Annotated in this window: 18 protein-coding genes; 1 reads left to right on the top strand and 17 read right to left on the bottom strand. The window is 66.3% G+C overall.

What is annotated here, in order from left to right; all coding sequences use genetic code 11:
* Positions 1-138 precede the first annotated feature (138 nt).
* Complete coding sequence (locus IM760_RS16540; RefSeq protein ID WP_204431356.1) at positions 139-918, bottom strand: DUF481 domain-containing protein; 780 nt, start codon at positions 916-918, stop codon at positions 139-141.
* Positions 919-1,135: 217 nt separating this feature from the next.
* Here IM760_RS16540 and metH point away from each other — a divergent pair, with 217 nt between their 5' ends.
* Positions 1,136-4,837: a methionine synthase gene (gene metH / locus IM760_RS16535; RefSeq protein ID WP_204431355.1), complete on the top strand. Its 3,702-nt coding sequence runs from the start codon at positions 1,136-1,138 to the stop codon at positions 4,835-4,837.
* A gap of 140 nt (positions 4,838-4,977) precedes the next feature.
* Here the strand turns inward: metH and IM760_RS16530 are convergent, their stop codons facing one another.
* Genes IM760_RS16530 through IM760_RS16455 form a run of 16 tightly spaced genes read right to left on the bottom strand, consistent with a single transcriptional unit; the run spans position 4,978 to position 22,363 of the window.
* Positions 4,978-6,957, bottom strand: a complete 1,980-nt coding sequence (locus IM760_RS16530) for a PEP-utilizing enzyme (protein ID WP_204431354.1) — start codon at positions 6,955-6,957, stop codon at positions 4,978-4,980.
* A 12-nt stretch (positions 6,958-6,969) separates the two neighbouring features.
* Positions 6,970-7,701: a lipoprotein intramolecular transacylase Lit gene (locus tag IM760_RS16525; protein WP_204431353.1), complete on the bottom strand. Its 732-nt coding sequence runs from the start codon at positions 7,699-7,701 to the stop codon at positions 6,970-6,972.
* Between the two features lie 17 nt (positions 7,702-7,718).
* Positions 7,719-8,240 carry a type II secretion system protein GspM gene (gspM, locus tag IM760_RS16520; RefSeq protein WP_204431352.1) on the bottom strand — a complete coding sequence of 174 codons (522 nt, stop codon included), beginning with the start codon at positions 8,238-8,240 and terminating at the stop codon, positions 7,719-7,721.
* Positions 8,237-9,400 (bottom strand): type II secretion system protein GspL, encoded by a 1,164-nt coding sequence (gspL, locus tag IM760_RS16515; protein ID WP_204431351.1) that lies wholly within the window; start codon positions 9,398-9,400, stop codon positions 8,237-8,239. The genes gspM and gspL overlap by 4 nt, the downstream gene beginning before the upstream one ends.
* A 12-nt stretch (positions 9,401-9,412) precedes the next feature.
* Entirely contained in the window at positions 9,413-10,501 is a 1,089-nt protein-coding gene (gspK, locus tag IM760_RS16510) for a type II secretion system minor pseudopilin GspK (RefSeq protein WP_204431350.1), read from the bottom strand.
* On the bottom strand, positions 10,489-11,124 hold the full coding sequence (gene gspJ, locus IM760_RS16505; RefSeq protein ID WP_204431349.1) for a type II secretion system minor pseudopilin GspJ: 636 nt from the start codon (positions 11,122-11,124) through the stop codon (positions 10,489-10,491). Before gspJ ends, gspK begins: the two co-directional genes overlap by 13 nt.
* The gene (gene gspI / locus IM760_RS16500; protein ID WP_204431348.1) at positions 11,124-11,594 is read right to left on the bottom strand and encodes a type II secretion system minor pseudopilin GspI; all 471 of its coding nucleotides are present in this window, start codon (positions 11,592-11,594) and stop codon (positions 11,124-11,126) included. The genes gspJ and gspI overlap by 1 nt, the downstream gene beginning before the upstream one ends.
* Positions 11,591-12,316, bottom strand: coding sequence for a type II secretion system protein (locus IM760_RS16495; RefSeq protein WP_204431347.1), 726 nt, complete (start codon positions 12,314-12,316; stop codon positions 11,591-11,593). Before IM760_RS16495 ends, gspI begins: the two co-directional genes overlap by 4 nt.
* An 8-nt stretch (positions 12,317-12,324) precedes the next feature.
* The gene (gene gspG, locus IM760_RS16490) at positions 12,325-12,756 is read right to left on the bottom strand and encodes a type II secretion system major pseudopilin GspG (protein ID WP_204431346.1); all 432 of its coding nucleotides are present in this window, start codon (positions 12,754-12,756) and stop codon (positions 12,325-12,327) included.
* Between the two features lie 52 nt (positions 12,757-12,808).
* Positions 12,809-14,029, bottom strand: a complete 1,221-nt coding sequence (gene gspF / locus IM760_RS16485) for a type II secretion system inner membrane protein GspF (protein ID WP_204431345.1) — start codon at positions 14,027-14,029, stop codon at positions 12,809-12,811.
* On the bottom strand, positions 14,029-15,543 hold the full coding sequence (gspE, locus tag IM760_RS16480; RefSeq protein ID WP_204431344.1) for a type II secretion system ATPase GspE: 1,515 nt from the start codon (positions 15,541-15,543) through the stop codon (positions 14,029-14,031). Before gspE ends, gspF begins: the two co-directional genes overlap by 1 nt.
* Before the next feature lie 16 nt (positions 15,544-15,559).
* Positions 15,560-16,681, bottom strand: a complete 1,122-nt coding sequence (locus tag IM760_RS16475) for a response regulator (RefSeq protein WP_204431343.1) — start codon at positions 16,679-16,681, stop codon at positions 15,560-15,562.
* Between the two features lie 36 nt (positions 16,682-16,717).
* Positions 16,718-17,302, bottom strand: coding sequence for a chemotaxis protein CheB (locus IM760_RS16470; RefSeq protein ID WP_239549936.1), 585 nt, complete (start codon positions 17,300-17,302; stop codon positions 16,718-16,720).
* A 32-nt stretch (positions 17,303-17,334) separates the two neighbouring features.
* Positions 17,335-17,805 (bottom strand): response regulator, encoded by a 471-nt coding sequence (locus IM760_RS16465; RefSeq protein ID WP_204431342.1) that lies wholly within the window; start codon positions 17,803-17,805, stop codon positions 17,335-17,337.
* 14 nt (positions 17,806-17,819) lie between these two features.
* The gene (locus tag IM760_RS16460) at positions 17,820-18,701 is read right to left on the bottom strand and encodes a CheR family methyltransferase (RefSeq protein ID WP_204431341.1); all 882 of its coding nucleotides are present in this window, start codon (positions 18,699-18,701) and stop codon (positions 17,820-17,822) included.
* The gene (locus IM760_RS16455) at positions 18,698-22,363 is read right to left on the bottom strand and encodes a hybrid sensor histidine kinase/response regulator (protein ID WP_204431340.1); all 3,666 of its coding nucleotides are present in this window, start codon (positions 22,361-22,363) and stop codon (positions 18,698-18,700) included. The genes IM760_RS16460 and IM760_RS16455 overlap by 4 nt, the downstream gene beginning before the upstream one ends.
* Positions 22,364-22,498: the final 135 nt, after the last annotated feature.

Genomic DNA, 22,498 nt, shown 5'->3' with positions numbered 1-22,498 from the left:
TTCGAACGTCCTGTTCTCAAGGGTCCCGGAAGGGCGTCGCGCCCTGAGTCGCTCAACAGTGAGCCTCGGCGCCACGGCTCCATCCAACCGTGGATGGAGCGGTAGGAGCGGCTTTAGCCGCGAAAAGGCCCCGCCTGCTTAGAAGGTGTAGACCACGGAGGCGGTGGTTTCCTGGTCGGTTTTGTGGGTGCCGGCCGGGACTTCCGAGTCGCGGGTGATCAGGTGAGTGAGCCGCAGGGCGAAATGGTCGTTGATGCGGGAGGTCAGGGACGTCTCCGAGCGCAGCGTGGTGTTCTCGTCGCCCACCTCGGTGCTCAGATTCTGCCGAAAGGATGCGGTGTCGCTGATCTTCCATTTGTAGCTGCCCGCGAAACGGCCGATCAGGCTTTCTTCCTTGTCGTCACAATCCGCGTAGCCGGTTTCCGGCTCCAGGCACTCCACGCGATAACCGGGACCGGCTTCCAGGTCCAGGGTGTGCGCCGGGGTGTCGATGAAACGGCGACCCAGACCGAGCGCGTAGCTGGCCTGGTACTGGTAGCCGGAGAAGGTGTCCTTGTCGTAGGTGAGGACGTTAAACAGGTAGTTGTTGTCCGCCAGCTTGCGGTCCAGCTTGTAGGAGGCGTAGTAGCGCTCGGCGGTGCGTTCCTGCTCGCCGTCGTCGTTCTCGCCCACGGTGTTCACGCTTTCCGCCTTGGCGGTCTGGCGCCAGTTGATGCCCTCATGGGTGGCGTTGGCCTTGCCCACGATGGATTCGGAGTCGCTGTTGCCGCTTTTGAGCAGGTAGGAGGCTTCCACCTCGATGTCCCAGGCCCGTTCCTCGGCGGTCTCCTGATCCGCGTTTTCCGCCTCCTGGGCGTACGACAGCACCGGCCCCAGGGCCGCGCCACAGGCCGCCAGGGCCAACCAATGTTTGCGCATTACTCCTCCAGTATTCTCTACCCGCGAAAACGCCATAGCGTGATGGCATGCGGGGCAATTATGCGTAAAGGCGCCGCGCGCCTGTACCCGCACGGCAGGATTTTACATTCTCCGGCGGCGAAAATCCGTGCCCTGCCCCAACCGCCGCCCGCTGGCTTTGGGGAACCGGGCCCGCTGCGAGTATACTGCGCGCCTTACGATATCTCAGGAGCCTTTCATGACCGCCCCTCGACGCCGCGACGCCCTCAACGCCCTGCTCCGTGATCGCATCGCGATCCTGGACGGCGGCATGGGGACCATGATCCAGCGACTCAAGCTCAGCGAGGCGCAATACCGGGGCAGCGAATACGCGGACTGGCACTGCGATCTGAAAGGCAACAACGATCTGCTCAGCGTCACCCAGCCGGCGATGATCGAGCAGTTGCATCTGGATTATCTGCACGCCGGTGCCGACATCATCGAGACCAATTCCTTCAACAGTACGTCCATCGCCATGGCGGACTACGACATGCAGGAGCTGGTCCATGACATCAACCTGGCCGCCGCCCGGGTGGCCCGGCGCGCCGCCGACGCGGTGGCCACGGCGGAGCGGCCGCGTTTCGTGGCCGGGGTGCTCGGCCCCACCAACCGCACCGCGAGCATCAGCCCGGACGTGAATGACCCGGGCTACCGGGCGGTGAATTTCGATCAGCTGGTGGCGGCCTACCGGCAGGCCACCCATGCCCTGGTGGAAGGCGGCGCGGATCTGATTCTGATCGAGACCATCTTCGATACGCTGAACGCCAAGGCGGCGGTGTTCGCCGTGGATCAGTACGCCTACGAGAACGGTCTGGATCTGCCGGTGATGATCTCCGGCACCATCACCGACGCCTCCGGCCGTACCCTGACCGGCCAGACCACGGAAGCCTTCTACAATTCCCTGCGTCACGCCCGGCCCCTGTCCATCGGCCTGAACTGCGCCCTCGGCCCCATGGAGCTGCGGCCCTACGTGGAGGAGCTGTCGCGGATCAGCGAGTTCGCCGTGTCCGCCCACCCCAACGCCGGGCTGCCCAACGAGATGGGCGAGTACGATCTGGACGCGGCCACCATGGCCCGGGAGATTCGCGGCTGGGCGCAGAAAGGCTTTCTCAACATCATCGGCGGCTGTTGCGGCACCACGCCGGAGCACATCGCCGCCATGGCCGAGGCGGTGGCCGATTGCGCCCCGCGCACGCTGCCGGACATCGAGGTGCAGTGTCGGCTGTCCGGCCTGGAGCCGTGCAACATCGCCGCCGACTCGCTGTTCGTCAATGTGGGCGAGCGCACCAACGTCACCGGCTCCAAGCGCTTTCTGCGGCTGATCAAGGAAGAGGACTACGACACCGCCCTGGACGTGGCCCGGGATCAGGTGGAGAACGGCGCCCAGATCATCGACATCAACATGGACGAAGGCATGTTGGAGTCCAAGGACTGCATGGTGCGGTTCCTGAATCTGGTGGCCTCCGAGCCGGAGATTTCCAAGGTGCCGATCATGATCGACTCCTCCAAGTGGGAGGTGATCGAGGCCGGCCTGAAGTGCATCCAGGGCAAGGGCGTGGTGAATTCCATCTCGCTCAAGGAAGGCGAAGCGCAATTTCTTGATCAGGCCCGGCTGATCCGCCGCTACGGCGCCGCCGCCGTGGTGATGGCCTTCGACGAGAACGGTCAGGCGGAGAGCCGCGCCGAGAAGGTGCGCATCTGCACCCGCGCCTACAAGCTGCTGACCGAGGAGGTGGGCTTCCCGCCGGAAGACATCATCTTCGACCCCAACATCTTCGCCATCGCCACCGGCATCGAGGAACACAACAACTACGCGGTGGATTTCATCGAGGCGGTGGCCGACATCAAGCGCACCCTGCCCCACGCGCTGATTTCCGGCGGCGTCTCCAACGTGAGCTTCTCGTTCCGGGGCAACAACCCGGTGCGCGAGGCGATCCACGCCGTGTTCCTGTACCACGCCATCAAGGCCGGCATGGACATGGGCATCGTCAACCCGTCACAGCTGGCGATCTACGCGGACATCCCCGAGGCGCTGCGCGACGCGGTGGAGGACGTGGTACTCAACCGCCGCGAGGACGGCACCGAACGGCTGCTGGATCTGGCCGAGCAGTACCGCGACAGCGGCGACAAGGAGGTCAAGAAGGAAGACCAGGAATGGCGCTCCTGGCCGGTGGAGAAACGCCTGGAGCATGCCCTGGTCAAGGGCATCACCGAGCACGTGGAAGAAGACACCGAGCTGGCCCGCCAGAACGCGGAACGCCCGCTGCACGTGATCGAAGGCCCGCTGATGGACGGCATGAACGTGGTCGGCGACCTGTTCGGCGAGGGCAAGATGTTTCTGCCCCAGGTGGTCAAGTCCGCCCGCGTGATGAAAAAGGCGGTGGCCTACCTGCTGCCGTTCATGGAGAAGGAAAAGGAAGAACTGGGCACCCAGGACGAGTCCAACGGGCGCATTCTGATGGCCACCGTGAAGGGCGATGTGCACGACATCGGCAAGAACATCGTCGGTGTGGTGCTGCAGTGCAACGGCTACGAGGTCATCGATCTGGGCGTGATGGTGCCCTGCGAGCAGATCCTGGACACCGCCAAAAAGGAAAAGGTGGACATCATCGGGCTGTCCGGCCTGATCACCCCGTCCCTGGACGAAATGGTGCACGTGGCGGCGGAGATGGAACGCCTGGGCATGGAACAGCCCCTGATGATCGGCGGCGCCACCACCAGCCGCATCCATACCGCCGTGAAGATCGACCCGGAATACCACAACCCGGTGGTCCATGTGGCGGACGCTTCCCGGGCCGTGGGCGTGGTGTCACGGCTGCTGTCGGACACCCAGCGCACCGACTACGTGGCCGAGATCAAGAGCACCTACGAGGACCTGCGCGAGCGCCGCAAGCAGCAACAGGTGGACCGCTCCCTGGTGAGCATCGACGACGCCCGCGCCAACCGCTTCCAGCCGGACTGGAGCGACTACACCCCGCCGGAACCCAAGGTGAAAGGCCTCAAGGTGTTCGACGATTATCCGCTGGACGACCTGGTGGCGCGCATCGACTGGACCCCGTTCTTCCGTTCCTGGGAACTGGCCGGCAAGTTCCCGCGCATTCTCGACGACGAAGTGGTCGGCGAGGAAGCCACCAAGCTGTACGCGGACGCCCGCGCCATGCTGGATAAGATCGTGGCGGAAAAGTGGCTCACCGCCCGCGCCGTGATCGGCTTCTGGCCGGCGCAGTCGGACATGGACGACATTCTGCTGTATCGCCAGCCCGGCGACGCGGAACCGTTCATGACCCTGCATCATCTGCGTCAGCAGCTGGACCGCAAGAAAAACGACAAGCCCAACTACGCCCTCAGCGATTTCATCGCCCCGAAGGACAGCGGCAAGCAGGACTGGCTGGGCGGTTTCGCGGTGACCGCGGGCATCGGCATCGACGAGCACGTGAAACGCTTCGAAGCGGATCACGACGATTACAGCTCGATCATGCTCAAGGCCCTGGCCGACCGCCTCGCCGAGGCCTTCGCCGAGCGCATGCACGAGCGGGTGCGCAAGGAATTCTGGGGCTACGACGTGGGCGAAACGCTCAGCAACGAGGAAATGATCTCGGAAAAATACCGGGGCATCCGCCCGGCCCCCGGCTACCCGGCCTGCCCGGACCACACCGAGAAGGCGCTGCTGTGGGAACTGCTGGAACCGGAGAAGAACGCCGGCATGACGCTCACCGAATCCTACGCCATGTTCCCGGCGGCGGCGGTGTCCGGCTGGTACTTCGCCCACCCGGAGGCGCGCTACTTCGGCACCGGCAAACTGGCCCGCGACCAGATGGACGACTACGCCGCCCGCAAAGGCATGGCACGCAAAGACATCGAGAAAATGGTGCCGCATTTGTTGGGGTATGTGGACGAATAAAAACCAGTTGAAAGTTTAAAGTTAAAAGTTGAAAGGGGGCCGCAGTGTCCATGGGCCCCGCTTGAAGCTTGACGCTTGTAGCTTGCCGCCCACGCGGGCACGGCTTACCCGCCCCCATGGCCTCACCCGCGTTTTAACTTTTAACTTTTAACTTTCAACTCGCCCTCCCCGTCCAGCTCCGCCTCTTGCCCATCGACGACGCTGTGCATGACGTCACTGACGCCCCACACCGCCGGAATGCCGGCGGCCACGGCCAGGGCGGCGGCGGCGTTGCAGGGGTCGCGGCCGGCGATCACCAGGCCGCCGGCCTGGGCCAGCCAGGGCACCCAGCTCGGGTCCACCTGATCCACCACGATGATGTCACCGGGCTGCAGACGGTTCAGGCCCCAGGCGCTGCAAAGGCGGCGCAGCGGCCCCTCGACCCGGCCGGGGCAAAGGCCGCTGCCGCGCAGCACCGGGCTGGGCCGGCCCCCGCCGCCGAAGCCGAAACCGATGCGGTCCATCTTCCAGTCCGGCGCGCCGGCGTGGGCGTCTTCCAGGTAGCGGAGCTTGCGCTGGCCGAGCACCTCGCCGGCGGCGGACGCTGGCAACCGCCGCTCCATCCACAGCGCCCACAGCTCGTCGAAGTAGAGAAAGAACACGTCGTCCGGGTGGGCCAGCAGACCCTCATTGACCCGCACCGCGGCCACCGCCCGCAGCAGCCGGCGCAGCCGTTCACCCAGTTCGAACCGCAGGCGGCGGGCCCGCCGCCACGGCACCAGCCAGCGCTCCAGGGTCGCCGGCAAGGCCGGCTCGGCCAGGTCCAGCGTGCGCCGGGCCGGCCGCAAACTGCCCCATTGGGCGGGCTTTTCCCGCAGTGGCGCGTGCACCGGGTCGGCGCCGGGTCGCAGAGGACTGGCGTCCAGGGCGGCCTGGTCGCCGGCCAGTACGGCGCGCAGGGCGTCCGCCTCGCCGTCGTCCAGCAAGGCCGCCAACGGCAGAGGCCGGCGCCGACCGGCCAGCAGATCGGGCAGGATCAGGTACGACAGCTCGCCGTCCAGCCGCGCCAGCCGCTCCCCCAGCCGATCCAGCGACATCAAGCCCCGCCACAGCCGTTCCCGGTCGGTGGCCGGATCGCGCCAACGGCCCAGCTGACGGGCCAGCCACGCCAGCTCCAGGCCCATCCGCGCCCGCCGCCACCGCCCGGGCGGTGACGCCGGCGGGTCGTTGCCGGTGGCCGGCGGCTGCCAGGCCGGAGGTACCTTGTCCACCGCGCCGGGGTGGTCCGGCAGCAGGCGGCGAAAGAATTCCCCATTGCGATAAAGGTGGCTGTGCTGGCGGCGATAGGGCTCCACCCGGGCCAGATCCGTCCAGCCCCGCCGGGCCGCCAGCGGCGTCCAGAAGCGGGTCTTCAGCCAGCGGCCGGCCAGGGTGTACCAGAGCGGCGTCACCGCCTGGTTGAACAGCGCCGGAGCGGCGCGGCGGACCCACACCTCCCGGGGCACCGGCAACGACCCCACCGGCAGGGTCTGCAACAACCACAGGGTGTCGCCATCGAACACCCACTCACCGGCCTGGGGCCGGTCGAACAGGGTGCGCAGCTGCTCGCCCAGGGCCAGCAGGCGCTCGCCGCCGACCACCTGTTCCAGGGCCTCGCGCTCGCTGTCGCTGTGATACACCAGCCGCCCGGCGTCGTCGAAGATCAGGCGCTGGCGTTCGGCGCCGCCATCCACCACCCCTTCCACCACCATATGGGAGAGGTCCTGGCGCAGCGGGTGACGGGTAAACAGCACGCCGGCGGCGCGCTGGCGCGGCAGCGCCTGCACCACCACCTGGGCCGGCGCCGGCTCACGGCGGAACAGCGCCCCCAGGGCCGCCGCCAGGGCGTCGTCGGAGTCCAGATTGAGGAGGCTTTCGCGCTGGGAGCTTTCGTTCATGGTGCCCTGGTGCAGCACCCAGTAGCGGTCGCCGGCGAACAGCCCGGGCAAGGCGCCCAGGCGGCGGATCAGCGCCTCGTGCCCGAGCCCCGCCACGTCCGCGCGGTGGATGCGCCAGCCGGGCGGCACCGGCAAGCCGCGCGCCGCCCAGCGTTGCACGTTCTCGCCGCCGTGCTCGTCGGCGGGCAGTGTTTCGATGCTCATGGAATGGAAAACTTATCGATGTCGTTCGCGAACCCGCCGGGCCAACCACAGCCCGCCCCCGTACAGCAGCGGCGCCAGTACCAGGGTCCCCCCCACCAGGACCACGGCAATGCCGCCGAACAGCGCCGGCGCCTTCATCAGGGTGCTCATCAGCGAATCCTGCCAGTAGAAAAACCATTCATGGTCGGCGGGAAACAGCCAGATATGGAATTGGTAGAACACCGCGGTGGGGCCGGCCACCAGCAGCCAACCTATCACAGCCAGCACGGGGGTCACAGTGACCAGTGCCCAGGCCCGCGCACCCGGCGGCGGGCGGCGCACCGCCAGCCAGGCCAGCGGCAGCCACAGCAGCGCGGCCACCCACACCAGCACCCGGCCGCCATCGATCAGGTGCGCCACATCGCGCAGGTGCACCACCTCCGCCGGGCGCAGCAGCGGAATGGCACGGCCGGCGCGGTCCGGGTAGGACAGCGTTTCCAGACCCCGGCCGCCGTCGTGGACGGCCACCCGGATGCGGTGGAACAGGGTTTGGTGGGTGGCGGCGTCGAGCCGCTCGAAGTCCCGCCGGTGGTGGCGGTTGAGCGGTCCGTACTGGTCGATGTGGGCGCCGATTTCCAGTTGCTCGTACCAGAACGGATAGCCGTAATCCGCTTGCGCGTAGAGGCCCCAGGTCAGTCCCAGGGCCAGGATCAGGCTGGCCAGGCCATAGCCCACCCACAGGGTCAGGGACAGAGCCGGCTTCATTCAGCGAGTCGCCTTGTTCAACGGGTCAGCGTGGCCCGCAGGGAGGCGGTGCCGGATTTGTCGCCGGCGCTCATTTCCAACGTCGCCAGGGTCAGCCCCTGCTCTTCCAGGGACTGCAGCCACAGCAGCAGAGCGCTGGCTTCCTGGTTTTCCAGCTGCACGCGCACCGAGTCGGTGCCGTTGGGGGTGAAACCGCGCAGGGTGAGCCCGTAGTTCTGCGCCGAGCGGCTCACCTCGCTGACCCAGTTGCTGCCCAGCTGGGCGGTATTGCGGCCGCCGCCACGGGCGGCGCGCACCGCGTCCGCGTTGGCCTGGATCCAGGCCAGGGTCTGCTGGTTGGACAGGTAGCGCTGGCGGGCGTCCTGGCGGGCGTTCCAGCTGGGCTGCCAGATCAACCAGTAGATCACCGCCACGGCGAACAGCACCGCCAACAGCTGCAGAATGCGCTGCTCGCGGGGTTCCCGCTCCTGGTACCAGGTGATGGCCGGGGCCAGCCGCTTGTTCAGTTGCGCCCGGGTATCGTTGAGCTTTTGTTTCATCCCGCCTGCTCCACCTTGACCCGCGCGGTGACGCCGCTGGCGCCGTTGCGGTAGTTGGCGATGGTGGCGCGCACGCCCTTTTCCTGAAGGGCGGTCTGCAGTTTTTCCACCTGGTTGTATTCCTTGGCGCCCAGGTCCAGCAGCAGGCTGCCGTCACGCTGGTCGAACTGTATGCGCTTGGGTTCCACTTCGCTGCCGGACAGGGTGGTGGCCACCGCCGGCAGCACCGCGAACAGACTGCTGCCGCCGCCCTCCCCGGCGCTGCCCAGGCGCGCCAGACGCGCCTCGAACTGGCGCCGCAGGCCGGAGGTGGCGCGGTCGCCGGGGAACAGGGACTGGTACAGTTTGGCGGCATCGGCGAAGGCCCGGTCGGCGGCCTGCTGATAGCGCCACTGCTGGGCCCAGGTGGCCGCCAGGGCAATCAGGAACACCGCCGCGGCCAGGCCCAGCACCGGTTTCCAGGGATCCCAGGGAGACGGGCCGGCGCGGCGGGTCTGGCGGGGGGCGTAGGCGCCCTGCAGGATTTCCACGCCGCGCTCGGCGGCGAGACCGGCGCGCAGCCGGTCGCAAAGCGTGAGGTCGTCTTCCAGGCGGGTAAAGGGCTGCTCCTCGTCCTGATGCAGGGCCATCAGGGCGTCGCGCTGGGCGCCGTCGGCCACCAGTGCCTGGTCCCGTTCCAGAATCACCGCGCCCCAGTCCGGCACGCTGATCAGCACTGGGGTTTCCGGGGCCAGCAGATCCACGTCCACCTTCAGCCCCAGGGGCCGCACGCCGGCCTCATGGCACAGCGCCAGCAGCGCGTCCAGATGGTGCCGGTTGATCACCGCCACCGGATAGCGCCCCTGCTCCGCCTTGCCGGTGGCGAACCACAGGCTTTCCGGCGCCTCCAGCAGCTGTTCCTCGAGCAGATAAGGCAGCACCCGCTGCAGATGGCGGGCCTGCTTGCGCGACAGCGCCACCTCGGTGAGCAGCGCCTCGGCGCTGGTGATCACCAGCTGCGCGGCGGCGCCGTCCTGCGCGCGCAGGGCGTCGCCCAGGGTGGTGCGCACCGGCGTCTCCCCGGCCGCGCTCTGGTGCAGCACCGGGGCGGCGTCCAGACCGTCCGCCTGGCGCTGGCTGAATGCCCCCGGGGCCAGATAGATCAAAGCTGATTCGGCCAAAATAAATATCCTTTAGGTCCCTGGAATACTGTCTATCACATTGTTGTTGTCATCGCCCGCATTGTAGAAGGGATTGCAAGCGGGTTCGAGCGGCGCCAGCAGGGGTTTCACCTGCCGGCTGTAGACCCGGGTGCCGTCCGCGCCGCCGCTGGCGGCGCGCCGTACGCGGCTGACCAGGCGGCTCAGATCGCCGGCCACTTCCACATCCACCATCACCTGGAAATATTCGCTGGAGACCCCCAGGCGTTCGCTGAGCTGCTGCTTCTGCGCCTCTTCCAGATCGGCGAACGGCGCCTGCTGCATCAGGGTGCCCACATCGGCGATGGGCTCCTCCCGGCGCATCTGCTCCACCACCTTGGCCCCTTCGGTGCCGGCGTACAGCCCCAGCACCGCGTCCAGCACCGGCAGCGGCGCGGTGTTCACATTCAGCTTGGTGTCCACCGGCAGCGCCGTGAACAGGCCCCAGGTGGCGGCATCCGGGAACAGGTCCGCCACCCGGAAATCGCGCAACGCGCGCAGCTCGGACTCGTGGGCGGCGGGCATGTTGGGCGTGCGACTGAGCCGGTATTCCGCGTCTTCCGCGCCTTCCACCGCGTCCACCAGGTTGTTGCTGTCCAGCCAGTCGGCCATCTGGTTGGCCAGCAGGCTGGCCTTGCTCGGGTCCGGCAGAGTCTGCTCCAGCAGCCTTTGCAGCATGTCCCGGGCCTGGTCGTCGCGCTCGAACCCGGTGCCCTGGGCGTTGACCAGCCAGTTGAGATTGAAGCGCCCCTGCAGGTCCTGGACGCTGGCGCTGAGAATGGCGTCCTCGTAGGGCGTGGGCGGCAGCTCCACCGCCCACTGTTCGTCCACGCAGTCGTCCAGCTGCTCGCCTTCCTGGCGGTCCGCGTCCAGGTCGTCGATCAGACCCTGCACCGCCACCACCTCCGCGGCCATGGCGTACTGGTAACGCTTGTCCCACTCCAGCAGGTTCTCGGTGCGGGTGCGGAAGCGGTCCTGGCGGAACATCACTTCCGTGGTGATGGCCGCCAGAATGGCGAACAGCATCAGCACGATGATCAGGGCCATGCCCTGCTGGCGGCGACGCGCGCTCAAGCGGCCCATGGGTTCACCACGGTGCGGAAGAAGCGATGCAGGCGCTCACCGCTTTCCAGTTCGATTTCCACTTCCACGCTCTTCGGCAGCCGCTGGGTCCACACCGGCGTGTTCATCATCGCCGGCTCCGGCCAGAACTCCAGCCAGTCCCAGCGGCCGTCCTGGGCCTGGTCCAGGTAGCGCACCCGGAACCGCTCCACCTTGTCGAGCAGCACGTCCTGCTGGTATTCGGTGGCCACGTTGGTGTCCAGCACCGGCCAGTAGCGGCGATAGAGCTTGTCGCCCTCCAGCGCATAGATGACGCGCTGCATTTCGCTGCGGCGGCGCAGCTGGAAGGGATTGGCCCAGCCCAGGCGGGTGAATTCCACGTAGTCGTCGCGGCCAAAAATGGCCGGCTGCGGGTCACCGTAGGGATCGCGCACCGGGCGCGCGATCATCTGCTCGAAATCCAGGGTCAGGTAAGTGACCGCGCGCTGCATGTCCTCCAGTTCGGTGGCGCCTTCGCTGAGCATGTCGCGGTTGGCCAGGGCGCGGTTGAGAAACTCCACCGCCAGCACGTAGATCATCGCGAAGATGGCCACCGTGATCAGCACTTCCAGCAGGGTGAAGCCCCGCTCCGTCGAGCGTCTCATCATCCCTCCGTCAGATCCTGGCTGCCGCCGCCACCGCCACCACTGCCGCCCCCGCCACCGGGGAAGTTCTGCCCTTCCTCGGCGGGTTTGCCGATCAGACTGGCCAGGGTGTACATCATGTCGCGGTGCTGGTCGCCGATGATCTCGCCCACCTCGATGTCCACCCGGCGGGTGTCCGGATAGGGCCCGGCGCTGATGGTGGTGCGCACCCACCACTCCCGGTCACCCACGGTGACCGTGCTGTCGTTGGTGCCGGTGTTGGGCCACTCCTGGTAGACCTGCAGTTCCACCAGCTTGTCCGCCGCCACCATGTAGGCCCGGCGGGTGTCGTCGATGGACCGGTAGGCGATGGCGCTGGCGCCCAGGGTCTGGCTCAGCGCCACCATGGCCAGGGCCAGGATCGCCACCGCCAGAATCACTTCCACCAGGGTAAAGCCGCCCTGGGCGGTGGCCCGGCGCGGTAGATTCATCGGTCGTCCCCCAGGAAGTCCTCGTCGATCAGCGAGTCGTCCGGTTTTTCGTCCGGCGCGGTGAGGGCTTCCTCTTCTTCTTTCTCCGGGTCCCGGACCCGGCCCAGGGCGCTGAGCGCGCGCCGGCTTTCCAGGTCGATGTCGTCCCGGGAGCGGATGGTGAAGGTGATCGGTGTGGTTTCCCCGCTCGGGAAGAAGAACACCTGCGGCAGGCTGTCCTCGTCCTCGTCGTCCTCTTTCTCGTCGCCGTCACGCCGGTCGGCGCGCTCGCGCTCGTCCGACAGCAGGCCCCGGTCGTCGCCGAACGGGTCGTCGGACACCAGCCGCTCGGCCACCTGATCCAGACCCAGCTGCTCCTCGTCCTCACGCGGCAGGTCGTCCAGCTGCCAGGTCAGTTCCAGGCTCTCGGGCAGACGCCGTGCCTGCAGGCCGTTGCCCTGGGCCGGCACGAACCGGCGCTCGCCCACGTCGTAGACCAGCGGGGTCCAGCTCTGGTCGGTGAGCCGCAGCGCCATCAGGCGGCCGCCGAACAGGCTCTGCTCGTTGAGCAGGGTCAGCACATCGGCAAACCGCGCCATCTCGTCATCAAGCTGACGTTCGTCGTCCATCCACACCGGAACCACCAGCACCGCCAGGGAAAGCATGGCGATCAGGCCCACCACCACCAGGATTTCCAGGAGGGTGAAGCCGTGCTGGCGCCGGCCGCCGCGCCGTACTGCCATGGCGGCGATCAGTTGCCCTTGTCGCGCCAGCTGATGTCGGCGTCGGTGCCGTCACCGCCCTCGGCGCCGTCCGCGCCCAGGGAGTACAGGTCGAAGGGCCCGTCCACGCCGGGGCTGATGTAGACGTACTCATTGCCCCAGGGATCTTCCGGCATGCTCGGCAGATAGCCACCCTCCGGCCACTTCTTGGCGGACGCCGGCCGCTCCACCAGGGCGCTGATGCCCTCCTCGGTGGTGGGGTAGGTGCCGTTGTTGAACTTGTACATGTCGAGCTGCTGGACGATCCGCGACATATTGGTCTTGGCGATGTCCACCTTGGCCTGTTCCCCCTGGCCGATCACATTGGGAACGATCATCGCCGCCAGCAGACCGATGATGGCCACCACGACCATGATTTCCAGCAGGGTGAAACCACCCTGAGCCCGTTGCATCGTTTTCATGATTCACCTTTTGATATTGTCTGGAGAGACTTCCTTGTGGACGGGGCGTCTCCTAACCCGCCATGAAATTGTTCATCTGCATGATGGGCAGCATCACCGCCAGCACGATCAGAATCACGAAGCCGGCCATCATCAGCAGCATCATGGGGCCCAGCAGGCCCACCAGCGTTTGGACCGTGCTGGTCAACTCCCGTTCCTGGTAATCCGCCGCACGAGTGAGCATGCTGTCCAGCTCGCCGCTGGCCTCGCCGCTGGCGATCATCTGCACCAGCATGGGCGGGAAATAGCCGCTGGTTTCCAGGGCCCGGCTCAGGCTGCCGCCCTCGCGCACCCGGGCGGCGGCGTTGACCACCGCCTGGCGGATCGCCAGGTTGCCGACCACCTGGGCGGCGATGAACAGGGCGTCCACCAGGGGCACGCCGGAGCGGCCCAGAATGCCCAGGGTGCTGGCCAGCCGGGCGCTGTCGGAGGCGCGCATCATGGTGCCGATCAGTGGCAGCGCCGCCATCCGCCGGTGCACCCGCATGCGGAACGCGGGCTGGCGCATGGCCCGGGCGAACGCCACCCCGGCGCCGATCACCGCCAGCGCCAGCAACCAGCCCCAGGCGCGCACGAAATCGCTGAGCGCGATCACCGCCACGGTAATGAACGGCAGGGCCTGGTCGCGGTTGGCGAACACCGCCACCATCTTGGGCACCACGAAGGCCATCAGAAAGCCGATCACCAGGGCCGAGAACACCATGATGAAGGCCGGATAGATCATCGCCTGGCTCACCGAACGGCCGGTGTCGTCGCGGGTTTCCAGGTAGTCGGCGAGCTGTTCCAGCACCTGTTCCAGATGGCCGCTCTGCTCGCCGGCGGCCACCGTGGCGCGGTACATCTCCGGGAAGGCCCGCGGGTACTCGGCCAGCGCCCGGGCCAGGCTGAAGCCTTCCAGCACCTTGCCGCGCACCGCCAGGATGATTTTTTCCACGCGCACGTTGCCGGCCTGCTTGGCCACCGCCGACAGGGCCTGCTCCACCGGCAGACCGGATTTCAGCAGGGTCGCCAGCTGCCGGGTGATCAGCGCCTGCTCGCCCCCCTTGAGCTTGCCGGTGCCGGAGAAACGTGCGGACAGGCCGCCGGCGGTGCGGTCCCGGGCCTCGGTGACTTCCAGGGGCACCCAGCCCTTGTCGCGCAGCTGCTGACGAATCTGACGGGCGCTGTCCGCTTCCAGGGTGCCCCGTTTGACCTTGCCCCGGTGATCCAGGGAGCGATATTCGAACGCGGGCATCAGTCTTCCTTCGTGACGCGCAGCACTTCTTCGATGCTGGTATCGCCGGCCAGCACCTTGCGCCAGCCGTCCTCGCGGATGCTCGGCGTCAGGGTGCGGGCGTGACGGGCCAGGCGCAGCTCACCGGCCCGTTCGTGAATCAACTCGCGCATCACGTCGTCGATCACCACCAGTTCATAGATACCGGTCCGGCCCCGATAGCCCTGGTGGTTGCAGTGTTCGCAACCGGCCGGGTGATAGAGCGTGACCTGCTGATCCGGCGCCAGCCCCAGCAGCTGACGCTCGCTGTCGCTGGGCGCGTAAGGCTGCTTGCAGTCGTCGCACAGCACCCGCACCAGCCGCTGGGCCAGGGACCCGAGCAGGGAACTGGACAGCAGGAAGGGTTCGATGCCCATGTCCTGCAACCGGGTCACCGCGCCCACGGCGGTGTTGGTGTGCAGGGTGGAGAGCACCAGGTGACCGGTGAGCGACGCCTGCACGGCGATCTCGGCGGTCTCCAGGTCGCGGATCTCCCCCACCATCACCACGTCCGGGTCCTGGCGCAGAATGGCGCGCAGGCCGCGGGCGAAGGTCATGTCCACCTTGGCGTTGACCTGGGTCTGGCCGATGCCTTCGAGCTGGTATTCGATGGGGTCCTCGACGGTGAGGATATTGCGCGAGGCGTCGTTCAGCTCGGTGAGCGAGGCGTACAGGGTGGTGGTCTTACCGGAGCCGGTGGGCCCGGTGACCAGAATGATGCCGTGGGGTTTGTGGATCAGCTCGCGCATGTGGTTGTCGCACACTTCGCCCATGCCCAGGTGCGCCACCTGCAGGCGCCCGGCCTGCTTGTCCAGCAGACGCAGCACCACCCGCTCGCCGTTGCTGGAGGGCATGGTGGACACCCGCACGTCCACGTCGCGCCCGCCCAGGCGCAGGGAGATGCGGCCGTCCTGGGGGATCCGTTTCTCGGCGATGTCGAGCCGCGCCATCACCTTGATGCGCGACACCAGCAGCGGCGCCAGTTCCCGTTTCGGGGTCAGCACCTCGCGCAGCACGCCGTCCACGCGCATGCGCACCACCAGCCGCTTTTCAAAGGTTTCGATGTGAATGTCCGAGGCGTTCTCGCGGATCGCCTCCTGGAACAGGGCGTTGATCAGCCGGATGATGGGCGCATCGTCTTCCTGCTCCAGCAGGTCCGAGGTTTCCGGCAGGGAATCCGCCAGGCTGGCCAGATCCAGCCCTTCCAGATTGTCGGCGGCCTCGGCGGCGGCGCCGCGCTGCTGCTCATAGGTAAGCGCCATGGCGGCGGCGAAGGCACCCTCGTCCAGACGGACGATGGGCGGCAGCCCGCCCAGCCAGCGCTGCACCTCGGCCAGCGCCTGCAGGGACACGTCCTCCCGGCAGCACAATTCGCGGCGGCCGTCCTTTTCTCTCAGCAGCACGCCGAAGCGCCGCGCGAACCCGTACGGCAGCAGTTGTGGTCCGCCGTCGTTGTCCTCCACCGCTTCGCTGTGCTCGACCAGTGCTTCGCTCATAACCCCTCAATATCCTTCAATACCGTTCCATGAGTATTTCTATGATCTCGCCATTGGCCTCGGAGAGATCCAGGAACTGGAAGCCGGCGTGGTATTCGCCCGGTTCGTCCAGGCCCTCGCTCCAGACCACCCGGGCGTTGAAACTCATGGTGTTGACCCCGCCGATCTGGTCCGGCAATACCATGCCCAGTTCCAGTTGTTCCCCCGGTGCCACGTCGCGACGCAGCAACAGCTTGAAGCCGCCGGCGCCCAGGTTGATCAGCCTGCCCACATTACCACCGGTGCCGCGATCGAACACCACCAGTTCATGGAACATGCGCTTGCGCGGCCAGCGTCGACGCTCCCGGCGTCCGTCGCCGGCGCCCTCCTCGTCCCGGCGCCGCAGCATGAATACCACGCCGGTGAAGGCCCCGCCCTCGCGGCGCACCGGGTTGGCATGGACGCGCAACGGTAACGGCTCTTCATGACCGTATGGATACACGTCCAGGTCCTCCTCCCAGTGCTGCCCCTCCACGCAAGGCGCCGGTACCGGTCCGGCCCAGGCCGGGGCGTCCTCGGCGCCCAGCAGGGCCGACACCGGGCCGCCCAGCAGGGCGTCGCGGTCGGCGTTGAGCAGGGCCGCCGCCGAGGCGTTGCAAAAGGTCACCCGGCCGTCCGCGTCGGCGCCGATCACCGCTTCGCCGAGGGCGTGCAGCAAGCGCTCGTTCTCGTCCTTGAGGCGCTTCATCTGCACCACCGCCTGCTGCAGCTTGCGACGTTGCCGGTCCAGCTCCAGGAATACATTGACCTTGGCGTCGAGAATCCGTTCGTCCACGGGCTTGAACAAATAGTCGACGGCGCCGTTGCGATAGCCCTGGAAAACGTACTTCTGTTCCTTGGAAATGGCGGTGACGAAAATGATCGGGATGTGGCGGGTCTTGCGGTTCTGACGCATCAGTTGCGCCACTTCGAAACCGTCCATTTCGGGCATCTGCACGTCCAGCAGAATCAACGCGAAATCGTGCTTGAGCGCCAGTGCCAGCGCCTCGTTGCCGGAGCCGGCCATGATCAGTTGGCGGCCCTCCCCGTCCAGCAACGCCTCCATGGCGATCAGGTTCTCCCGGTGGTCGTCGACGACCAGGATGTTCTGCTTATTCATTGCGCAACCCAGCCCCACTGTTCACTGATTCCGGACTCATTCCGGCACCCCGTCTTCCGACCGGATTTTCGCCAGAAAGGGGCCGATCCGCTCCAGATCGAGCACCTCCCGGACGGCGCCCAGGGCAATGGCCGCTTCCGGCATCACCGGCGCCTCGCTGCTCGGCGGCGACTGGGCCAGCGTGAGCCCGCCGCGCCGGCGGATGTAGTCGAGCCCGGCGGAGCCGTCCTCATTGGCACCGGTCAGGACCACGCCTATAACATTTTTGCCATAGACATGTCCGGCGGAAAAGAACAGTTCATCAATGGACGGCCGTGAAAAATGCACCGGCCGGTAAACGGTCAAGGCGATGGTGTCATCCGCGTTGACCAGCATGTGATAGCCCGGCGGGGCCACATAGACGTGGCCGGCCCGGATCCTTTCTTTATCGTTCGGCGCCACCACCGGCAGGCGGCAGTAGCGCGACAGCAACCAGGCCAGTCGGTTATCGGCGCTGGCGTTCTGGTGCTGGACCAACATGATGGCGGCGGGGAAACGCTCCGGCAAGCAGGAAAGAATGCGCGAGTAGGCATTCAGCCCGCCCCAGGAGGCGCCCATCACCACCGCCTTGATCGACCCCATGGGTGCTCACCGCCACCCTGCCCGGCGCGCGGTCATCCCTGCCCGCCGCGATTGCGCTTCTCCGCCTCGTAGGCGGCGCGGTGGGCCTGGGCCTCCTTCAGCTTGGCCTGCAGCTCCCGGCGCTGGCGATCCAGTTGCAGGAAAAAGTTCACCTTGCTCTTGAGGATCAGCGGATCCAGCGGCTTGAACAGATAATCCACCGCCCCGGCCTGATAGCCCTTGAACACGTACTTTTTTTCCTTGCTGATGGCGGTGACGAAGATGATCGGGATGGTCTGGGTATCCTTGCGCTGACGCATCAGCTCGGCCACCTCGAACCCGTCCATGCCGGGCATCTGCACGTCCAGCAACACCAGGGCGATGTCTTCCTTGAGCAGAATCTTCAGCGCGTCCTGCCCGGACTCGGCCTTCAGCAGGGTGCGCCCTTCCTCTTCCAGGATGGCTTCCAGCGAGACCAGATTGGCGGGTTGATCGTCGACCAACAACAGTTTCTGCTCGATCATGGTTTGTCTCGAACTCAGGCGTTATGACGCGGTTGTCGCTTGCGGAAAATCCGCATCGGTTTGTTGACCACCTCGAAGGCCTCCTCGTCGCCGCTGAAACGCAGGCTCTCCTTGGTGCCCAGACACAGGAAGCCGCCCAGGTCCAGGCTGTCGCCGAACAGGCGGAATACCCGTTGTTGCAGCGACCGGTCGAAGTAAATCAGCACGTTGCGGCAGAGTATCACATGCATTTCGCCGAACACCTGGTCGGTGGCCAGGTCGTGATCGGCGAACACGATATTGCGTTTCAGCCGCTGTTCCATGATCACGCTGTCGTAGCGGGCGGTGGCGTAATCACTGAGCGAACGGCGACCGCCGGCACGGCGATAGTTGTCGGCGTACTGCTTGAAGGCGTGAATCGGATAGATGCCCTTGCGGGCCGCCGCCAGCACGTTCTTGTCGATGTCGGTGGCGTACAGCATGGCGCGGTCGTAGAGGCCCTCTTCCTCCAGCAGGATCGCCATGGAATAGATTTCCTCGCCGGTGGCGCAGCCGGCGTGCCAGATCTTGATGAACGGAAAGGTCTTGAGCACCGGCACCACTTCCTCGCGAAACGCCTTGTAGAATTCCGGATCGCGGTACATCTCGGTGACGTTGATGGTGAGATCGTTGAGCAGGGTGACGAAGAAGGCGCGGTCGCGCAGCACCCGGTCGGTCATCTGCAGCACCGTGGCGAAACCGGACAGGGTCAGCCGGTGCATCACCCGCCGGCGGATCGACGCCTGGCTGTAGGAGCGGAAGTCGTAGCCATAGAGCTGGTAGATGGCCTCCAGCAACAGGCGGATCTCGATGTCCTCCAGGTGCACCTGGTCGTCAGTGATCGGCGGATCCGCGTCCACGGCCGGGTCTCCGTTCATTTGTGCAGCCACACCCGCATCAACGAGGTCAGCTTGCTCATGTCGATGGGCTTGGAGCAGTAATCATTGGCGCCGGCGTCCAGGCACTGGGCGCGGTCGTCCTTCATGGCCTTGGCGGTCAGCGCCAGGATCGGCAGGCCGGCGAAGCGCGGCTGCTGGCGAATCCGCCCCATGGCCTCGTAGCCGTCCATCTCCGGCATCATGATGTCCATCAGCACGATGTCGTAGTCCGGGCTCTCTTCCAGGGCGTCCAGCGCCTCGCGGCCGTTATTGGCGATGCTGATCTCGAAGCCGAGCTCTTCCAGCTGGGCGGACAGGGCATAAATGTTGCGCATGTCGTCGTCCACCAGCAGCAGCTTCTTGCCTTCGAAGATGTCGTCCCGGTGCTCGATCATGCCCGGCCCGCCGCGCCGGTGGGACGGCAGGGTGGACTCCAGCCAGTGCAGGAACAGGGACGCCTCGTTGAGCAGCCGCTCGTGGGAGCGCTCGGTCTTGAGAATGATGCGGTCGGCGTACTTGCGCAGCCGCGCCTCCTCTTCCCGGGTCAGGTCCTTGCCGGTGTAGATCACCACCGGCACCGCCTCGTACTGGTCGTCGGCGTGCAGCTTTTCCAACAGTTCGAAGCCGCTCATGTCCGGCAGGGTCAGGTCCAGGATCATGCAGTCGTAGACGGTGTCGCCGAGCGCCGCCAGCGCCTCGGCGCCGCTGGTCACCGCGGTGATCTGCACGCCTTTCTGGTCAAACAGTTCGCGGATGCTGCGGTGCTGGATCTCGCTGTCCTCCACCACCAGCAGGCGCCGCACATTGGTTTCGATGGCGGATTCGATCTTGGCGAACGCCTTGAGGATCTGCTCCTGGTTCACCGGCTTGGCGAGAAAATCGATGGCGCCCAGCTCCAGGGCTTTCTTGCGCTCGTCCTTGCCGGACAGAAAATGCACCGGGATGTCCTGGGTACGCGGGTCCGCCTTGAGCTTTTCCATCACCGCCCAGCCGTCGATGCCGGGCAGGCCGATGTCCAGAATAATGGCGCTGGGCCGGTAGCGGCGGGCGAACTCCAGGGCGCTTTCGCCATCGTGGCAGACGTGGCTCTCCAGGCCATAATCCGCGGCCAGGTCCACCAGCACATGGGCGAACTCCCGGTCGTCCTCCACCACCAGCACGGTTTTCTCGCGCACCACGTAATCCTCGTCCTGCTCGGCGAACGGCAGGGTGGGCGCGGTGTGCGCCTCGGCATTGGCGCCCACGTCCATGGCGTCCGACGGCACCGGCCCGGTGTCCGCCTGCTCCGCGGTGCCCTCCGGCAGGTACAGGGTGAAGGTGGCGCCCTGCCCCGGCCCGTCGCTTTGCAGGCCGATTTCGCCGCCCAGCAGGCGGGCCAGTTCCCGGGAGATGGTCAGGCCCAGGCCGGTGCCGCCGTACTTGCGGCTGGTGGTGCCGTCGGCCTGCTGGAACGCCTCGAAAATCAGCTTCTGTTTGTCCTCGGGAATGCCCACGCCGGTGTCGGTGACCGAGAATTTCAGGGTGGTCGCCCGGTCCAGCCGGCCGGGCACGCGCTCCTCCGGACCCGGACGATGCACGCCCAGGGTGACGCTGCCGTCCTCGGTGAACTTGAGGGCGTTGGACAGCAGATTCTTGAGAATCTGCTCCAGACGCTGGCGGTCGGTGTAGAAATGCGCCGGCAGGTCGTCGCCCAGGGCGATGTGGAAGGCGACGCCGCGGTTTTCCGCCACGTGGGAGAAGTGACGACGGAAATGGTCCCCCAGTTCGCCGGGCGCGATGGGGTCCACCACCACGTCCATCTTGCCCTCCTCGATCTTGGAAATGTCGAGGATGTCGTTGATCAGCGACAGCAGGTCGGCGCCGGCGGAATGGATCACCTGGGCATGTTCCACCTGCTTCTCGTCCAGGTTGCCCTTCTTGTTCTGGCCCAGGGCATTGGACAGGATCAGGATCGAGTTAAGTGGCGTGCGCAGCTCGTGGGACATGGTGGACAGGAACTCGGACTTGTAGCGCGACGACAGCTCCAGTTCCTTGAGTTTGTCTTCCAGCTCCCGATGCAGCAGCTCCAGCTCCTGGTTCTTGTCCGCCATCTCCGTTTTCTGCTCGCCGAGCAGCTTGGCCTGGGCCTCCAGCTCCTCGTTGGTGACGCGTAGTTCTTCCTGCTGGGCCTGCAGGGATTCTTCCGAAGCGCGCAGGGCCTGGGTCTGGGATTCCAGTTCCTCGTTGATGGCGCGCAGCTCTTCCTGCTGCTGTTGAAGCCGAGATTCCGAGGCGGACAGCTCCATGGCCTGCTCTTCCAGGTCCTGATTGACCCGGGCCATTTCCTCTTTCTGTTCTTCCAGGGCGCGGGCCTGCTCACGGGTGCGGTCAAGCATGGCCGCCAGCCGCAGCCGGCTCTGGGCGCTGTGCAAGGCCACCGCGATCACCGCCGCGCCCTGCTCCAGAAAGGTCAGCGCCTGGTCGTCGAAACGCTCGAAGGCGCCCACTTCCAGCACCCCCTTGAGCTCGTCGTCGTGCAGCACCGGCAATACCACCACGTTGCGCGGCACCGCCTGGCCGGTGCCGGAACCGACGATCATGTATTCCTCCGGCACCTGCTCCAGCACGATGCTTTTCTTTTCCAGCGCGCACTGTCCCACCAGGGATTCACCCAGGGCGAAGTGGTTGGCCAGTTGCTTGCGGCGCTGCATGGCATAGGCGCTGCTCAGGCTCAGCCGGGCGCCCTCCTCGTCCCAGGTATAGAACGCGCCCACCTGGGCATTCAGCGCCGGCACCAGATAGCCGAGCAGATTGCGACCCAGTTGCTCCAGGGTCATCTCACCGCGCATCAGCGCGTTCAGTTCAGCGAGCTGATTCTTGACCCGCTCCTGACGCTGCTGCTCCTCGCTGCGTGTTTTCAGGGCGTCGCGCATCTTGCGGATGGCGCGGATCAGATGGCCGGTCTCGTCGCGGCTGTCGCTGCGGATCTCGGTGTCCCAGTTACCTCCGGCGATGCTGTCGGCGGCGCTGACCGCGTCTTCCAGGGGTCGGGTGATGGCGCGGGTGACACGCAGCGCGATCAGTCCCAGCAGCGTAAAGGCGATGGCGCCCAGCACCAGGCCGATGCGCTGGGTGCTCTTGTTGTCCTCGCGGCTGGCGTTGAGGGTATCGCGGAAACTGGCGTAGCGCTCCGCCTCGAAGGCGTTGTGGGCGTCTTCGTATTCCGCCTGCTGGGCGCGCAGGGCCTGGATTCGCTCGAAGCCGTCGAGCATCGCCACCGGGTCCTCGATCAGGTCGTGGGCCAGGGCGTCGGCGCTGCTGAAATAGGCAAGGAAGGCGGCGCGCAAGGCGTCCACCTGGGGCCCCAGGTCCGGGTCCAGCCGTTCGATGTCGCCGAGCCGTTCCAGGAAGCGGTCGGAGCGCTCGCGGGCCTTGGTCAGCGCCTCGCCGTCGATGCGGTTGATGGCGCCGTCGAAGGCGGCGCTGATGCTGCGGAACTCCACGTTGTTGGCATTGACCAGTTCCAGCACCGGAAAGTCGTGCTGCTCCACTCGCTGCAGGTGGTGGATATTGGTTTCCGCGATGTAATAACTGTAGAGAAAGTAAGCCAGGAAGAGGAACACCCCCAGCGCCGCCACGGACAGAATCTTCAGCCGCACGGACAGATTGTTCAACCCGCTCATCCACGCATCCCCATGATCGCGCCCCCAGGCGCTTTTATTATCGTCATCGCTGGCCGGTCATAATAGCCCGTTCCTCAGGCGAAAGTATCAAGCCGGTCGCAACTCTCGGATTATAAAGGGGAAGTGGCACCCGGG

Origin of the sequence: Alloalcanivorax marinus, assembly GCF_016906305.1 — a bacterium.
Classification (GTDB): domain Bacteria; phylum Pseudomonadota; class Gammaproteobacteria; order Pseudomonadales; family Alcanivoracaceae; genus Alloalcanivorax; species Alloalcanivorax marinus.
Note: the sequence above shows the minus strand (reverse complement) of the source record. Positions and strands in the feature narration are given on the sequence as shown.

Bases quoted from the DNA above. Each gene is read 5' to 3' on its own strand.
- gspK (WP_204431350.1), bottom strand. From the start codon at position 10,501: ATGGGCCGCTTGAGCGCGCGTCGCCGCCAGCAGGGCATGGCCCTGATC.
- IM760_RS16465 (WP_204431342.1), bottom strand. From the start codon at position 17,805: ATGATCGAGCAGAAACTGTTGTTGGTCGACGATCAACCCGCCAATCTG.
- gspG (WP_204431346.1), bottom strand. From the start codon at position 12,756: ATGAAAACGATGCAACGGGCTCAGGGTGGTTTCACCCTGCTGGAAATC.
- IM760_RS16475 (WP_204431343.1), bottom strand. From the start codon at position 16,681: ATGAATAAGCAGAACATCCTGGTCGTCGACGACCACCGGGAGAACCTG.
- IM760_RS16495 (WP_204431347.1), bottom strand. From the start codon at position 12,316: ATGGCAGTACGGCGCGGCGGCCGGCGCCAGCACGGCTTCACCCTCCTG.
- IM760_RS16470 (WP_239549936.1), bottom strand. From the start codon at position 17,302: ATGGGGTCGATCAAGGCGGTGGTGATGGGCGCCTCCTGGGGCGGGCTG.
- IM760_RS16525 (WP_204431353.1), bottom strand. From the start codon at position 7,701: ATGAAGCCGGCTCTGTCCCTGACCCTGTGGGTGGGCTATGGCCTGGCC.
- IM760_RS16530 (WP_204431354.1), bottom strand. From the start codon at position 6,957: ATGAGCATCGAAACACTGCCCGCCGACGAGCACGGCGGCGAGAACGTG.
- metH (WP_204431355.1), top strand. From the start codon at position 1,136: ATGACCGCCCCTCGACGCCGCGACGCCCTCAACGCCCTGCTCCGTGAT.
- gspF (WP_204431345.1), bottom strand. From the start codon at position 14,029: ATGCCCGCGTTCGAATATCGCTCCCTGGATCACCGGGGCAAGGTCAAA.
- IM760_RS16540 (WP_204431356.1), bottom strand. From the start codon at position 918: ATGCGCAAACATTGGTTGGCCCTGGCGGCCTGTGGCGCGGCCCTGGGG.
- gspE (WP_204431344.1), bottom strand. From the start codon at position 15,543: ATGAGCGAAGCACTGGTCGAGCACAGCGAAGCGGTGGAGGACAACGAC.
- gspM (WP_204431352.1), bottom strand. From the start codon at position 8,240: ATGAAACAAAAGCTCAACGATACCCGGGCGCAACTGAACAAGCGGCTG.
- IM760_RS16455 (WP_204431340.1), bottom strand. From the start codon at position 22,363: ATGAGCGGGTTGAACAATCTGTCCGTGCGGCTGAAGATTCTGTCCGTG.
- gspJ (WP_204431349.1), bottom strand. From the start codon at position 11,124: ATGAGACGCTCGACGGAGCGGGGCTTCACCCTGCTGGAAGTGCTGATC.
- gspI (WP_204431348.1), bottom strand. From the start codon at position 11,594: ATGAATCTACCGCGCCGGGCCACCGCCCAGGGCGGCTTTACCCTGGTG.
- IM760_RS16460 (WP_204431341.1), bottom strand. From the start codon at position 18,701: ATGAACGGAGACCCGGCCGTGGACGCGGATCCGCCGATCACTGACGAC.